General features: G+C 63.7%; 13 protein-coding genes and 2 riboswitches. Of the genes, 8 read left to right on the forward strand and 5 right to left on the reverse strand.

What is annotated here, in order from left to right; translation table 11 throughout:
• Positions 1-6 precede the first annotated feature (6 nt).
• The 4 genes from ABL838_RS03950 (at position 7) to ABL838_RS03965 (ending at position 5,547) form a co-directional block, all read left to right on the forward strand.
• Entirely contained in the window at positions 7-1,452 is a 1,446-nt protein-coding gene (locus ABL838_RS03950) for a PLP-dependent aminotransferase family protein (RefSeq protein WP_418124256.1), read from the forward strand.
• Positions 1,453-1,532: 80 nt separating this feature from the next.
• The gene (locus ABL838_RS03955; protein ID WP_418124258.1) at positions 1,533-2,306 is read left to right on the forward strand and encodes a PhaM family polyhydroxyalkanoate granule multifunctional regulatory protein; all 774 of its coding nucleotides are present in this window, start codon (positions 1,533-1,535) and stop codon (positions 2,304-2,306) included.
• Positions 2,307-2,351: 45 nt separating this feature from the next.
• Complete coding sequence (locus ABL838_RS03960; protein WP_418119059.1) at positions 2,352-3,632, forward strand: FIST signal transduction protein; 1,281 nt, start codon at positions 2,352-2,354, stop codon at positions 3,630-3,632.
• Between the two features lie 280 nt (positions 3,633-3,912).
• Positions 3,913-5,547 carry a hypothetical protein gene (locus ABL838_RS03965; protein ID WP_418124260.1) on the forward strand — a complete coding sequence of 545 codons (1,635 nt, stop codon included), beginning with the start codon at positions 3,913-3,915 and terminating at the stop codon, positions 5,545-5,547.
• Here the strand turns inward: ABL838_RS03965 and ABL838_RS03970 are convergent.
• Positions 5,526-6,845 (reverse strand): D-amino acid dehydrogenase, encoded by a 1,320-nt coding sequence (locus tag ABL838_RS03970; RefSeq protein WP_418124262.1) that lies wholly within the window; start codon positions 6,843-6,845, stop codon positions 5,526-5,528. The two genes, ABL838_RS03965 and ABL838_RS03970, sit on opposite strands and share 22 nt — an antisense overlap.
• Before the next feature lie 93 nt (positions 6,846-6,938).
• Positions 6,939-7,044: riboswitch (glycine riboswitch) on the reverse strand.
• Positions 7,045-7,047: 3 nt separating this feature from the next.
• A riboswitch (glycine riboswitch) is annotated at positions 7,048-7,145 on the reverse strand.
• A gap of 117 nt (positions 7,146-7,262) precedes the next feature.
• Between ABL838_RS03970 and rfbB the strand changes: the two genes are divergently transcribed.
• From rfbB to rfbC, 4 genes are read left to right on the forward strand one after another with little or no spacing between them, the layout of a single operon-like run.
• Complete coding sequence (gene rfbB, locus ABL838_RS03975) at positions 7,263-8,339, forward strand: dTDP-glucose 4,6-dehydratase (RefSeq protein ID WP_184634446.1); 1,077 nt, start codon at positions 7,263-7,265, stop codon at positions 8,337-8,339.
• Entirely contained in the window at positions 8,336-9,226 is an 891-nt protein-coding gene (gene rfbD / locus ABL838_RS03980; protein WP_418124265.1) for a dTDP-4-dehydrorhamnose reductase, read from the forward strand. Before rfbB ends, rfbD begins: the two co-directional genes overlap by 4 nt.
• 23 nt (positions 9,227-9,249) lie before the next feature.
• Positions 9,250-10,146 (forward strand): glucose-1-phosphate thymidylyltransferase RfbA, encoded by an 897-nt coding sequence (gene rfbA, locus ABL838_RS03985; protein ID WP_418124267.1) that lies wholly within the window; start codon positions 9,250-9,252, stop codon positions 10,144-10,146.
• Positions 10,143-10,694, forward strand: coding sequence for a dTDP-4-dehydrorhamnose 3,5-epimerase (gene rfbC / locus ABL838_RS03990; protein ID WP_418124269.1), 552 nt, complete (start codon positions 10,143-10,145; stop codon positions 10,692-10,694). The genes rfbA and rfbC overlap by 4 nt, the downstream gene beginning before the upstream one ends.
• A gap of 15 nt (positions 10,695-10,709) precedes the next feature.
• Here rfbC and ABL838_RS03995 read toward each other — a convergent pair whose 3' ends face one another.
• The 4 genes from ABL838_RS03995 to gmd all read right to left on the reverse strand — a co-directional run bounded on the left by ABL838_RS03995 (position 10,710) and on the right by gmd (position 15,245).
• Positions 10,710-12,293: a hypothetical protein gene (locus ABL838_RS03995; protein WP_418124271.1), complete on the reverse strand. Its 1,584-nt coding sequence runs from the start codon at positions 12,291-12,293 to the stop codon at positions 10,710-10,712.
• A 4-nt stretch (positions 12,294-12,297) separates the two neighbouring features.
• Positions 12,298-13,278 (reverse strand): glycosyltransferase, encoded by a 981-nt coding sequence (locus ABL838_RS04000; RefSeq protein ID WP_418124273.1) that lies wholly within the window; start codon positions 13,276-13,278, stop codon positions 12,298-12,300.
• Between the two features lie 81 nt (positions 13,279-13,359).
• Positions 13,360-14,211, reverse strand: coding sequence for a GDP-mannose 4,6-dehydratase (locus tag ABL838_RS04005; protein WP_418124275.1), 852 nt, complete (start codon positions 14,209-14,211; stop codon positions 13,360-13,362).
• A complete protein-coding gene (gmd, locus tag ABL838_RS04010) occupies positions 14,208-15,245 on the reverse strand; it encodes a GDP-mannose 4,6-dehydratase (RefSeq protein WP_418124277.1) in 1,038 nt (345 codons plus the stop codon). Before gmd ends, ABL838_RS04005 begins: the two co-directional genes overlap by 4 nt.

Here is a 15,245-nt window from a genome sequence, read left to right on the forward strand (position 1 = left end):
CGACGCATGCTCACACGCACCTCCACACAGTCGCTGACGGGGCAGCTCGCCGACCGCCTGGCCGAGCGCATCCGCACGCGGCTGCTGCCGCCGGGCGCGCGGCTGCCCTCGGTGCGCGAATGCGCGCGGCAGCAGGGCGTGAGCCCCTACACCGTGGTCGCGGCCTACGACCAGCTGCTGGCGCAGGGGCTGGTCGAGGCCCGGCGCCAGCGCGGCTTCTACGTTCGCGACTCCGCCCCGGCGCAGGACGCGCGCTCGGCGAACGGCACCGACCCCAACGGCGCGATGGGCGTGCCCGCCGCAATCGCAGTGCAGATGATGGCCTCGCGCGTGCCGGCGGACGCCAGCTCGCTGATCCGCAGCATGTTCCACCGCCCGAGCGACAAGCTGCAGCCGGGCATGGGCGTGTTTCCGCCCGACTGGATGGCCTCCACCTTCATGCCCACGGCCGTGCGGCGCATGACCAATACAGCCGCGCTGCAGGAGCTGTCGCTCCAGTACGGCGAGCCCGCCGGCGACATGAGCCTGCGGCGCAGCCTCTCGCAGAAGCTGGTGGGCATCAACGTGCCGGCCTCGCCCGACCAGATCGTGACCACCGTCGGCGCCACCCACGCGCTGGACATCGTGAGCCGCACCCTGCTGCGCCCGGGCGATCCGGTGATGGTCGAGGAGCCCGGCTGGGCGCTGGAGTTCGCGCGGCTGGAGGCGCTGGGCATGCGCATCCTGCCGGTGCCGCGCCGCGCCGACGGGCCCGACCTGGAAGTGATGGCGCAGTACTGCAAGCTGCACAGCCCCAAGCTCTTCGTCAGCGTGAGCGTGCTGCACAACCCCACCGGCTACAGCCTCACGCCGGGCAGCGCGCACCGCGTGCTCAAGCTGGCCAACGAGCACGGCTTCCACATCGTCGAGGACGACACCTACAGCCATCTCGCGCCCGAGCACGCCACGCGGCTGAGCGCGCTCGACGGGCTGCAGCGCACCATCTACGTCAGCGGCTTCGCGAAGATCCTGGCGCCCAACTGGCGCATCGGCTTCCTGGCCGCGCCGCCCGAGCTGAAGGAGCGGCTGCTCGAGACCAAGCTGCTGGCCACGCTGACCTCGCCGACGCTCTTCGAGCGGGCCTTGTCGTGGTGCATCGACCAGGGGCAGCTGCGCCGGCACTCCGAGCGCGTGCGCATCCGGCTCGACGGGGCGCGGGGGAGGGCGGTGAAGCTGGCCATGGCGCACGGCTGCACCTTCGCCTCGGAGCCCGCGGGGCTCTTCGGCTGGGTCGACACCGGCGTGGACACCGACGCGCTCACGCAGCGCATGCTCGACCAGGGCTACCTGCTGGCGCCGGGCTCGCTCTTCCACGCGCGCCGGCCGCCCAGCACCATGATGCGGATCAACTTCGCGACCTCGCAGGACGCGGCCTTCTGGAAAGTCTTCAGCAAGGTGAGAAGCGAGCTCTGACGGACGCTAAAAGCCCGGGGGCTTGGAGTAAGCTGGCAACACAAGAAAACCCATACCCGGCACCCCAGGAGACCTCCCGCATGAGCAACGCCAGCAAGCCCTTCGACTTCAGCCAGTTCGTTCCCGGATTCGATTTCCTGAAAAACCTCGCCGGCGGCGCGGCCTCGGGCAGCGGTTCGGTGCCGGGCATCCCGAGCTTGGCGAGCTGGGTGGCGCCCACGCTGAGCGTGGAGGAGGTCGACAAGCGCATCCAGGAGCTCAAGACGGTGCAGTACTGGCTGGAGCAGAACGGCCACGCGCTGAAGGCCACCATCCAGGCGCTGGAAGTGCAGAAGATGACGCTGTCGACCTTGCGCGGCATGAATGTGCGCATGGAAGACATCGCCAGCGCCTTCACCCGGCAGGCGACCGCGGCGGCGGCTGTCGTAACACCCGCTCCCGCCAAGGCCGCGCCGGAGCCCGAACCCGAGGACATCGAGGACATCGAGGACGAGGAGGCGCCCGAGGAGGAAGTCGAAGAAGCGGCTCCCCCGCCCAAGAAGGCCAGCCGCAAGCCGGCCGCCTCCAGGGCGAAAGCCGCGGCCGCCGAGGGCGCTGGCGTGGTCGACCCGATGCAGTGGTGGGGCTCGCTCACCGAACAGTTCCAGCAGATCGCCAGCACGGCGCTGCAGGATGCGGCCCAGCTGAAGGTGCCGGCCATGGCCCAGCCGCTGGCCGATGCGGTCGGCTCGGTCATCGGCAGCAAGCCGGCGGCGGCCCGCAAGCCCGCCCCTGCAGCAAAGAAGGCTGTGGCACCGGCCGCGAAGAAGAAGGCGTCGACCGCCGCGCGCAAGCGAACCTCCGCGCGACGCTGACGTCCTGCACACATCCATCTATTTCAGAACGGGTTGGCACGCATCATGAAATTGTTTCCCTCTGGCCATGCCACCCATCCGCAATGGCGAATGGCGGCGGGCCTCGTGCTCGCCCAGCTGCGGGCGCAGATGGCGCTGCCCGACTACGCCTCCGCGCCCACGCTCGGGCTGCTCTACATCACCGACCACTACGCGAACGACGCGCAGGACATCCTCGACCACCTGAGCGCCGAACTGCCCGAGGTGACCGACTGGTCCGGCACGGTCGGCATCGGCGTGTCGGCCAACAACGCCGAGTACTTCGACGAACCCGGCATGACCCTGATGCTCTGCGCCCTGCCGAGCGACCAGTACCGCGTGTTCTCCGGCGTCGCGCCGCTGGGCAACTCGGAAATGAGCGGCTTCGAGGCGCACACGGCGCTGGTGCACGCCGACCCCGCCACGCCCGACCTCGCCGAGCTGATCGGCGAGATGGCCGGGCGCACCGACACCGGCTACCTGTTCGGCGGACTCTCCTCGGGACGCGGCGGCGCGCTGCAGTTCGCGGTCGGCGGCAACGGCAACATCCGCGGCCATGGCGCCGCGGGCGGCGTGTTCTCGGGCGGGCTCTCGGGCGTGGTCTTCGGCGAAGGCGTGCGGCTGGTGTCGCGCGTCACCCAGGGCTGCCAGCCGCTGCGCTCGGGCGCGGTGCGCGAACGCGAGATCACCGAGGCCGACGGCAACCTGCTTCTGAAGCTCGACGGCGAGCCCGCCCTCGACGTGCTGCTGGCCGACCTGCAGGTGTCGCTCGAACGCCCGCAGGAGGCCATCGACGCGGTGCGCAACACGCTGGTCGGCCTGGCCGACGCCGGAAGCGACGGCATCCGCCGCACTGGCGACCTGGGCGCCGACGTTCTGGTGCGCCACATCATCGGACTCGACCCCACGCGGCGCGGCATCGCCATCGCCGACACCGCGGAGGCCGGCATGCGCCTGACCTTCTGCCGACGCAACGCCCAGGCCGCGCGCGCCGACCTGATGCGCATCTGCGCGGAAATCCGCGAGGAACTGGAACCCGAGGAGCAGACGCTCGCCACCGCACGCGCCGTGGCGGCAGGCGAGGCCGAAGCCGCGCCGCATCCGGCGCGCCGCATCGCCGGGGCCGTCTACGTGAGCTGCTCCGGCCGCGGCGGCCCGCACTTCGGCGCGCCGGGGGCGGAGCTGCAGATCGTGCGCCACGCGCTGGGCGATGTGCCGCTGGTGGGCTTCTTCGCCGCGGGCGAGATCGCGCGGCACCATCTGTATGGGTATACGGGAGTGTTGACGGTGTTCACTGCGCCCGATTGAGGGGAGCGACACGCACAGTCGCCCTCCTTGTCCGCCTCGAATGAGCATTTCTCGATGCGGCCTCCCTGAAATCGGCTTGGGTCTGGTCCGCCACACGGCAACCGGTCCGATTTGGCGCAAATCTGGCGCCTAACGAAGGGATAAATGTTATCTGATGTAATCAAGCTGTCATGATGACCGCTCGCGAAATGCTGCGCGAGCGTTGAATACATAAAAAGAGTGCTTTGGTGTTATTTCAGAGGATCGTTTTGTTGGAGCCCGAAGCCGAATTGTCCCCACGATGAGCCACCTGTCTTTTGACGAAATCATCTTTCTGGATGATTTCTTCCGATCGGAAGAGATCGGGCTTCAATCCCATCCGTCCAACAGGCGTTTTCTTCGAGGACTGTTCGAGTTCGCTGGTCAAGCCTTGGGCGTTTCCATGCGCGAGGAATATCCCGTCTCGAGCGGGGGGCGGATTCCCGTCGGGCTCATGATCGATGCACTGGGCCTGCCCCGAACGGTGGAGGGGTGGGCGAGTGCCGCGATTGCCGACCTGCAGCCTGCGTTCAGGGGATGCGAAATCAGCGGATTCGGCGAGCGTAGCTTGGTCATCGGATGGGGCATGCCCCCATCCCTACTGAAGTACATCGCTTCCCGAGGTGCGTCATTCATCGATGTGGAAGTGCATCCGCTGCGATTTTCCCGGCATCTCCATCTGGGGATGCGAACCAACAACCGGCGAATTGCCCGCATTCTTTCGAAGATCCGAGTTCTGGACGAGGCGTTCCAAAGCGCAGCGATTGGAATGAAGGCGATGTTCTCGCGACGTGGCGACGGCGCATTGCTTTGCCGCGATGCCAGGGTGGGGGTTTTTTTGGGCCAGACGGAAATTGATCTGGCGCTGGTCAGCAATGGCCGGCTGGTCAATCCTGCAGATGTCGTGAACAGGGTGGCGGAACTGGCTGCCACAGTGGACCTCCTGGCAATCAAGCCGCATCCATATCAGGAAAATACGGCAGTGCTCGACGACCTGCTTGATCGCATACCCAATGCAATCAAGACCGAGTCCAATATTTACGCCATGCTGTGCGCAGGCAATATCGAATTCTTCAGTGCAATCTCTTCGGGAGCCTTGATTGAGGCCGAGTATTTCGGTCATCGGAAAGAAGCACTCATTACCCCGGACAGGAACAATGCCGCGCATCTTCCGGATGGATGCTCCGAATGGATTCCCGTCGGGAACGAAGTCGCCTCCCTTCCCGTGATGAAGGATGTCGTCGGTCGGACTCGCGTCCCGTTCTTTCTGATGCCCAGGAGGCGGTATTCCGCCGTCACGTCGTCAACGAATGCTGAGATGATGGACCGGGCATTTGGAGTCCGGTGGGGGCTGCAACTCGATGATGCGGGATTGCGTTCCAGCCCGAAGGTGGCGTTGGGTGACGACGTGGCCTTCGGAAGCGGAAGCCTCCATGTGCCGGGTCTCACAGCCGGCTGGCACGAGCCTGAACCCTGGGGTGCGTGGAGCGCCGAAGGCACCGCCTCCTTTCTGCTCGTACTCGATACCGCGGAGTTGCCCGCTGCCGGCAAGGTGCGAGTCACCGTAACAGGGGCCGCCTATCAACCCAGTGGAAGTGCGCCGGTCGAAGTCGATCTGCGGATCAACGGCAGTGCCTGCCAAATCGTCAAGACGGGCGATTCACTGAGATTTTTCTGTGACCTGGAGATCCGGAAACTGCACGGCAGACCATTGCTGGATGCCGAGATATTCGTGAGCGGCGCCCACAGGCCTTGCGATGTCGCCGAAAGCGCCGATGCTCGCCGCATCGGCTTCGGTCTTCAGTTGCTGAGAGTCGACATGCTGCCGACGGGCGACAGCAGTCGTGACGGAAGCGAAACAGCGAGTGTTCGGCCTCAGGACGCGCTCGTGGAGTGAAGGCGGCTCGTCTTCGAGCCACCTGGGCGGGCTATGCCCGTGAACGCGAAATCCACCTCCGGTTCCAGCCCGCTCACGATCCGCGCGATCGACTTGCCCGAGCCGCAGGCGTGCGTCCACCCGAGGGTGCCATGGCCAGTGTTGAGGAACAGGTTCGGCAGCTTCGTCTTGCCGATCAGCGGGACATTGCTCGGCGTGGCGGGGCGCAGGCCGGTCCAGAACTGGGCCTGGGTGGTGTCGCCGGCGCCGGGGAAGAGTTCTTCGACGCGGCGCACGATGGCCTCGCAGCGCACGCGGTTCAGGTCGCGGTCGTAGCCGTTGAGCTCGGCGGTGCCGGCGATGCGCAAGCGGTCGCCCGAAGCCGAGGTGTAGCGCGAGAAGACGAGCTTGAATTCGTCATCCGTCAGCGAGACCTGATGGGCCTTGGAGGCGTCCTTGACGGGCAGGGTCACCGAGTAGCCCTTCGCAGGATAGATCGGCAACCGGATGCCCAGCGGCGCTGCGTAAAGCGGACTCAGCGAGCCCATCGCCAGCACGAAGGCGTCCCCGCGGATGCGCTGGAAGCGGCCTTCGCTGTCGGTGGCCTCGACGTGGTCGATGATGCCGCCGGCCTCGCGCAGCGCGGTGACGGTGTGGCTCATCAGGAACTTCACGCCCGCGGCGGCGGCCAGCCCCACGAGTTCACGCGCGAAGCGGTTGGCGTCGCCGGATTCGTCTTCGGCCGTGTAGGTGGCGCCGGCCAGCTTGGGGCGGATGTGGGCGAGGGCAGGCTCGATCTTCACGGCCTCGTCGGCCGAGATGACGCGGCGCTCGCAGCCCAGGGTGCGCATCTGCTCGGCGGGCTCGAGAGCACCGTCGAACTCCTTCTGCGTCGTATAGAAGTGCAGGATGCCCTGGGTGCGCTGGTCGTAGTTGAGGCCGGTGTCGCGGCGCAACTGTTGCAACATCGAACGGCTGTATGTACCCAGACGAACGATCTGTTCGATGTTGTGGCGGGTGCGCGCCGGCGTGCATTCGCGCAGGAACTGCAGGCCCCAGAGCCACTGGCGCATGTCGGCGCGCATGCGGAAGAGCAGCGGGGCGTCTTCCTTGCCCAGCCATTGCAGCACCTTCAGCGGCGCGCTGGGGTTGGCCCAGGGTTCGGCATGGCTGACGGAGATCTGCCCGCCGTTGGCGAAGCTGGTTTCGGCGGCCGGGGTGGCCTGCCGGTCGATCACGGTCACTTCGTGGCCGAGTTGCTGGAGGTAGTAAGCCGAAGTCACGCCGAGCAGGCCGGCGCCGAGGACGATCACGCGCATTTCAAGTACCTTTGAGGTTGCAGCGCTTGAATGGCGGGCGTGGATTGCTATTGAATGAATAGCAAAAACAACCGGACGACCGCAGTCCAAGTTGCCGCTCCCCCTGTCCTCGGTACCTGAGAGATTCACCCGCTGCGCCCGCAGAGGGTTTGCTCCTTCGGTGCGCCACATGGCGTGGCGGCTCTCCAGACGGCGTTTCAGTTGTTGCAGTACAGGCCCTTGCGAGGCCGACCTGAGCGTTTATGGGAGTTTGCGCCTTCGGTAGGGCCACCGGGTGGCCCGCTCTCCTGCAGTGGAGGCGATTGTAGGCGGAGCCTGCTCGGGCGCCAACCTCTGGATTCTCTCCCTTGGGCCAATGGGATAATCACCTGTTGATCTGCCGGACGGCGATCGTTCCACATAACTGCAGGGGACTTCATGATCCTGGTTACCGGCGGCGCCGGCTTCATTGGCGCCAACTTCGTACTCGACTGGATCGCGAACAGCGACGAGCCCGTCGTCAATCTCGACAAGCTGACCTACGCCGGCAACCTCGAGACCCTCGCGTCGCTCAAGGGCAACCCCAAGCACATCTTCGTGCAGGGTGACATCGGCGACAGCGCCCTGATCGACCGCCTGCTCGCCGAGCACAAGCCCCGCGCCGTGGTCAACTTCGCCGCCGAGTCGCACGTGGACCGCTCGATCCACGGCCCCGAGGACTTCGTGCAGACCAACGTGCTCGGTACCTTCCGCCTGCTCGAATCGGTGCGCGGCTTCTGGGGCGCGCTGCCGGCCGAGCAGAAGTCGGCCTTCCGCTTCCTGCACGTCTCGACCGACGAGGTCTACGGTTCGCTCTCCAAGACCGACCCGGCCTTCACCGAAGAGAACAAGTACGAGCCCAACAGCCCCTATTCGGCCAGCAAGGCCGCCAGCGACCACCTCGTGCGCGCCTGGCACCACACCTACGGCCTGCCGGTGCTGACCACCAACTGCTCGAACAACTACGGCCCGTTCCACTTCCCCGAGAAGCTGATCCCGCTGATGATCGTCAACGCGCTGGCCGGCAAGAACCTGCCCGTGTACGGCGACGGCATGCAGGTGCGCGACTGGCTCTACGTGAAGGACCACTGCAGCGCCATCCGCCGCGTTCTCGAAGCCGGCAAGCTCGGCGAGACCTACAACGTCGGCGGCTGGAACGAGAAGCCCAACATCGAGATCGTCAACACAGTCTGCGCCCTGCTCGACGAACTGCGCCCCCGCGCCGACGGCAAACCGTACAAGGAACAGATCACCTACGTCACCGACCGCCCGGGCCACGACCGCCGCTACGCCATCGACGCACGCAAGCTCGAGCGCGAACTCGGCTGGAAGCCCGCCGAAACCTTCGACACCGGCATCCGCAAGACCGTCGAGTGGTATCTCGCGAATAGCGAATGGGTGCGCAACGTGCAAAGCGGCGCGTACCGCGAATGGGTCGAGAAGCAGTACGACAACAACGCGAAGGCCGCGGCATGAAGCTGCTGCTGCTGGGCAAGGGCGGACAGGTCGGCTGGGAATTGCAGCGCAGCCTGGCGCCGCTCGGTGAACTGGTCGCGCTCGACTTCGACAGCACCGATTTCCACGCCGACTTCAGCCGGCCCGAGGAACTCGCCGACACGGTGCTCAAGGTGCGCCCCGACGTGATCGTCAATGCAGCTGCGCACACCGCCGTCGACAAGGCCGAGAGCGAACCCGAGTTCGCGCGCAAGCTCAACGCCACGTCGCCCGGCGTGGTGGCCGAGGCGGCCCAGAAGATCGGCGCGCTGATGGTCCACTACTCGACCGACTACGTCTTCGACGGCAGCGGCACCACGCCGTGGAAGGAAGGCGATGCGACCGGCCCGCTCAGCGTCTACGGCAGCACCAAGCTCGAAGGCGAACAACTGGTGGCCCGGCACTGCGCCAGGCACCTGATCTTCCGCACCAGCTGGGTGTACGCCGCGCGCGGCGGCAACTTCGCCAAGACCATGCTGCGGCTGGCCAAGGAGCGCGACAAGCTCACCGTCATCGACGACCAGTTCGGTGCGCCCACCGGCGCGGAGCTGCTGGCCGACGTGACGGCGCACGCCATCCGCGCGACGCTGCAGGACCCTTCCAAGGCCGGCCTCTATCACGCGATCGCCGGCGGCGAGACGACGTGGTACGGCTACGCGCGCTTCGTGCTCGAAATGGCGCAGCAGGCAGGCGTCGAACTCAAGGCCGGGCCCGACGCCGTCGAGCCCGTTCCGACCAGCGCATTCCCGACCCCGGCAAAGCGCCCGCACAACTCGCGCCTCGACACCCGCAAGCTGCAGACCACGTTCGGCCTGCGCCTGCCCCCGTGGCAGGAAGGCGTCGCGCGCATGCTGCGCGAGATCCTTTGAAGAATCCCACGAGAAGAAAGAGCATGACCAAGACGACGCAACGCAAGGGCATCATCCTGGCCGGTGGTTCGGGCACGCGCCTGCATCCCGCGACCCTGGCGATCAGCAAGCAGCTGCTGCCGGTGTACGACAAACCGATGATCTACTACCCGCTCAGCACGCTCATGCTGGGTGGCATGCGCGACATCCTGATCATCAGCACGCCGCAGGACACGCCGCGCTTCCAGCAACTGCTGGGTGATGGCAGCCAGTGGGGTATCAACCTGCAGTATGCGGTGCAGCCGAGTCCGGACGGGCTGGCACAGGCGTTCATCATCGGGGACAAATTCGTAGGAAATTCGTCGAGCGCGCTGGTGCTGGGCGACAACATCTTCTATGGCCATGACTTCGTGCACCTGCTGGCCGATGCGGATGCGAAGGAGTCCGGTGCCACCGTATTCGCCTATCACGTGCAGGACCCGGAGCGCTACGGCGTCGTTGCATTCGATGACAAGGGCAAGGCGAGCAGCATCGAGGAGAAGCCGCTCAAGCCAAAGAGCAGCTATGCGGTGACCGGCCTCTACTTCTACGACAACCAGGTGGTGGACATCGCTAAGGCGGTGAAGCCGAGCGCGCGTGGCGAGTTGGAAATCACCGCGGTGAATCAGGCGTATCTGGATCTCGATCAGCTGAACGTGCAGATCATGCAACGTGGCTATGCGTGGCTGGACACGGGAACGCACGATAGCCTGCTGGAAGCAGGCCAGTTCATCGCGACGCTGGAGCATCGGCAGGGGTTGAAGATTGCGTGTCCGGAGGAGATTGCGTGGCGCAATGGGTTCATCACGGGCGAGCAGCTCGAGAAGCTGGCGGCGCCGTTGGCCAAGAGTGGATATGGCAAATACCTGAAGCATCTGCTGGGTGAGGAGGTGCGCTCGTGAAGGCGACGCCGACTGCGATTCCCGATGTGCTCGTGATCGAGCCCAAGGTCTTTGGCGATGCGCGCGGCTTCTTCTTGGAAAGCTTCAACCAGAAGGCGTTCGACGAGGCTGTTGGCCAGCACGTCGATTTTGTGCAGGACAACCATTCGCGCTCGGCTAAAGGCGTGCTGCGCGGGCTGCACTATCAGATCCAGCAGCCGCAGGGAAAACTCGTGCGAGTGGTCAGCGGCGCCGTGTTCGATGTTGCGGTGGATATCCGGCGCGCGTCACCCACCTTTGGCCGTTGGGTCGGCGTCGAGCTTTCGGCCAGCAATCACAGGCAGTTGTGGGTGCCGGCAGGATTTGCCCACGGATTCCTGGTGCTGAGCGAGACGGCCGACTTTCTCTACAAGACCACCGACTACTATGCGCCGGCGCACGAGCGGTGCATCCGTTGGGATGATGCATCGATCGGCGTCCAGTGGCCTGATGTCGGCGGTGCCCCTGTGTTGTCCGCAAAGGATGCAGCAGGAGCCACCTTCGACGCTGCTGAAGTGTTCCAGCAGTGACCGCAGGGGGCGCGGTCATCGTGGATCGTCATGGACAAGACGAGGCCACCCCAGACTGAACCGATAGGTCGAGGCTTTTATCTTCAATTCATCTGAAGGTGGATTGACACCTTTGTCGGGTGTGAGCAGGAACTCCTTGGCTCTTATCCGTCGATTGAAGAAAACGCGTACCCCCCATGGCGCGGGCAGCAGTCGGAATTCCCTGACGCGAATCAATGGTTTTCCATCTGCGAGCATATGGTGGTCGCCGAGGTAGATTTCGTTGAAGCCCCCGGCCAAGCCGTAGAAATCGATGAAGTCGATGCCGTCCCCGTTGGCCGAGAAGGAGATGCTGTTGCTGGGACCGATTTTTTCGATGGCAATTGGCGACGCCGGTTTTACCTTGTATTGAACGGCTAGCATCGCGCTGACAGCGACAACAACAGCTAGAGACCGGAAAGCGAGTCTCTTGGCGCGCGGAGTTTCGGAACCTTCAAATATCCATCGGACCACGAGCCAGCCAAAGAATGCAAGGTACGGAAACATCCACTTGAAGTAGTGGATGTTGTAGTACCTATAGACCCCGTTTGGCAGCAGGTCGCCATAGGGCGCATACAGGCAGAACTGCAGGCAGATGGCTGCCGCCATCATGCGAAGCAGCGCCGGGCCACGCAACAGAGCCGCAAGCGTTCCCACGATGCCCAATATCAACCATGGAAAATGCGTGACCAGCGATCCATTGGGCTCCAGGAAAAACGTGTACGAATCAAAGACCAGCGAGAAGATCTTCCTCGGCAGCTCCAGAGGGAAATAGCCGGAGCCCACCGCTGTCGACTTGAAATAGCCACCCAATATCTGGCCGTAGACCTTCAGGTTGAACAGGAAAAACAGGCTGATCCCGATGAGCAGCCCGGCACCGAGTGCAACCACCTGAGCGAAGAGGAACGCGTTGCGTGTTGGGGCTGCCGTCCCGCTCAGGCTCAGGCTTTTGTACGAGAAATACAGGTATGCCGGGTAGAAGACGGCAGCGGCTCCTGCATCGACTGGACGAAGGACTACCAGAAGGCTGAACAGACCCGAGAAGCAAAAAGCCTTGATGCTCTCCAGCGCTATTCCACTATTCAGCTTTTCCTGTTTCGACTTTCGGAGAAGCTGGTAGATGGTCGCTGCATATATCACCGCGGTGCCCGTGGTCGTCCACGGGATCGCGAAGTTGAGGATGATGATTTCGTTGAAGTACAGCGAAATCGCAAGCAACAAGAATGCTTCGAGCTGCGATACGTAACGTGTTGCGAACGCGACGAAGACGTATGAGAACGCCAGCAGGCCCAGCAGGTTGAAGAAGAAGAACGGGTGTACCGGCAGGAACGGCAGGAAGATCGAACCGATCGCGGGGTACAGTGGCGGATAGGCATGCTTGCCGGGAGAAAAGTCTCCTGCCCTGATGGCGGCTGCTGCCTTGATGTATTCCCCTTGATCGAACCAGCCCCACCACCCTCTGGGGTACGCGAGGTTGTTGCCTGGCAGAGCCGGGTGGTTCAGATAGAAGTAGCAATAGACCAGTGCGCCCAGACCCAGGACCAGCCAGATCGGAACCCTCGTCTCTTTCAGGAATTTCATCTTCTCAGTGCCCGGCCGTGGTGTCGGCGCGAGTGGCCGGAATACCGAGGAAGGCCAGGCACTTCATCTCGTGCCGGCCCTGGGTGATGTTCTGCAGGATCAACCCGCAGGTCAGGGCAAGCATGGACATGAGCATGAGCGAGGCGGACAGCACCGCCGTGGGAAGCCGGGGGACGTTTCCTGCTTCGAGGTACTGGATCAGAAGCGGGAAGGCGAGCACGAGCGCGGCGATGCAGAACGCAGCGGCCCACGCACCGAAAAATGCAATGGGACGCTCGCTTGCGTGAAGCCGGATGATCGTCTTGAGGATGCGCCAGCCGTCACGGTAGGTGGACAGCTTGCTTGCCGATCCCTCTGGTCTGGACCCATACGGCGTCATCAGTTCCCCGTAGGGCATGCGCAGCTCGAGTGCGTGCACCGTTAACTCGGTTTCGGTCTCGAAACCCCGCGACAGTGCCGGGAAGGACTTGGCGTAGCGCCGCGAGAAGACCCGGTATCCAGAGAGCATGTCGTTGAAATCGCCGCCGAATATGCCTTTGACGCTTCCAGTGAGCATCTTGTTGCCCCACTGATGACCGCGCCGATAGGCGGCGTGAGCCTCTTCGGCGCTCGTTTCCCGGCACCCCACAACCATGTCAAGCCCCTCGTCGAGCAGCTTGTCCACCATCCGGCAGACGGAGGAGGCATCGTAGGTGCCATCGCCATCCACCATCACGTAGACATCCGCCTCGGTGTCCGCGAACATGCGCCGCACGACATTGCCCTTGCCGCGCAAGGTGACCGTCCTCACTTGAGCACCTGCGGCTCTCGCGATATCGGCCGTCTTGTCACTCGACATGTTGTCAAAGACATAGATGTCGATGCATGGCATGGCCGCGCGAAAGCCGTTGATCACACTCGCGATGGTGGGATCTTCGTTGTAGCAGGGCACGATCAGCGCAACGCGCTGCCCTCGGTAAAGAGTCGTCGACATGGACTGGCTCATGATGTTGTTGTGGTTGAGTGAAGCGGAATGCCGGGGATTCTTGGTTCAGGCATGGCCTCTCCGCGCTGGCTGGCAAACGGGTCAGAGCATCCTCGAGAGGGTTTCCGAAAGCGTGGGCGGAGCAATGTTGACACCGCATTCACGCAGCAAGGTGTTCAGCTTGTCGGGATTGCCGCAGAGGCGATGCACTTCGTTCCTGCGGACGAAGGCCGGATTGATTTCGACATCCATTCGATGGTCGGTGACCTTCTCGAAGCATGCGATCACCTCGCGAAGGGTATGGGGCTGGCCCGAGCACACGTTGTAGGCTTCGCCAGGACGGCCATGCTTCATGAGGCAAAGATAGGCGTCGCACACCATCTGCACGTCGTTGAATTCGCGTTCCACGTCCAGATTGCCCAACGATATGGAGTCAGCTCGCTCGGCGAAATGCTTGGCGAGCTTCGGGATGACGAAGTTGACGTCTTGGCCGCGGCCCGTGTAGTTGAACGGGCGCGCGATGACGAGGTTCAAGCGGTCGGCGAAGGTCCTGGCCATGTATTCCATCGCCAGCTTGCTCATCGCGTAGTGGTTGACCGGCGCTGGCGGCTGGGTCTCCGCCAGCGGCGATTGCTCGCTGTTGCCATAGATGTTCGCACTGCTGGCGAGCAGCACACGATGCGGTGCCGAGGGCAAGCGAGTCAACGCTTCGAGCAAATTCGTCGTTCCGACCACATTCACTGCGTAGAAGGCACTGTTGTCCGCATGCCCGACGAAGCTGATCGCCGCCAGATGGACGACGACCTCGGGTTGCACCGAAAGTACCTCCCGCTCCAGCGTTTCCCGATTCGTCAGGTCCGCCTGCATAGGAATCACCTGATGCCCGGCAGCCGTGGCGCGATCGATGAAGTAGCGACCGGTGAAGCCTTCTGCGCCGGTCAGGAATATCTTCAAAACGAGAAGCCTTTCCTGTTTCGCTCGAGGTCGGCCTCGACCATCATCTGGCAGAGTTGCTCGAGGGTTGTAGTGGGCTCCCAGCCGAGCTTCTGCTTGGCCTTGGCTGGATTGCCGATGAGCAGCTCGACCTCGGCCGGACGGTAGAACTTGGGGTTCACGCGCATCACTGTCTTGCCGGTATCCGTATCCACGGCCGATTCGTTTTCTCCGCTCCCTTTGAACTCGACCACAATACCGGCGCCCTTGAATGCCATGCTCACGAAATCGCGAACGGTTTCGGTGCGGTTGGTCGCCAGCACATAGGTGTCCGGCTCGTCGACCTGCAGCATGCGCCACATCCCCTCGACGTATTCCTTGGCGAATCCCCAGTCGCGCTTGGCGTCGAGGTTTCCGAGCTCCAGCACATCGAGCTTGCCGAGCTTGATCTTGGCGACGCTGTCGGTGATCTTGCGAGTCACGAACTCGCGGCCGCGCAGCGGGCTCTCGTGGTTGAACAAGATGCCGCTGCACCCGAAGATGTCGTAGCTCTCACGATAGTTGATCGTGATCCAGTGCGCATACAGCTTGGCGACGCCGTACGGGCTGCGCGGGTAGAAGGGCGTGTCCTCGACCTGCGGAACCGCCTGGACCTTGCCGAACATTTCGGAGGTCGAGGCTTGGTAGAAGCGAATCTTGGTATTCGTCAGGCGGATGGCTTCGAGCAGGTTCAGCGCTCCCACGCCGGTGATCTGGGCCGTGGCAGTGGGCTGGTTGAAGCTCACGCCCACGAAACTCTGGGCTGCGAGGTTGTAGACCTCGTCTGGAGCGGTGTCGCGAATCAGCGTCAGGGAACTACCCAGGTCGGTCAGGTCGTATTCCACCAGATGCAGGTTGGGGTTGTTCTGAATCCCGAGCTCCTCGATCCGCCAGAAGTTCACCGAACTCGTGCGACGGTATGTGCCGTAGACGACGTAGCCCTTGGCCAGCAGAAGCTCTGCCAGATAGGCTCCATCCTGTCCGGTGATGCCGGTTACTACTGCGGTTCGTTTCAT

The organism is Variovorax sp. 160MFSha2.1 (assembly GCF_048305075.1).
Lineage (GTDB): Bacteria > Pseudomonadota > Gammaproteobacteria > Burkholderiales > Burkholderiaceae_C > Variovorax > Variovorax guangxiensis.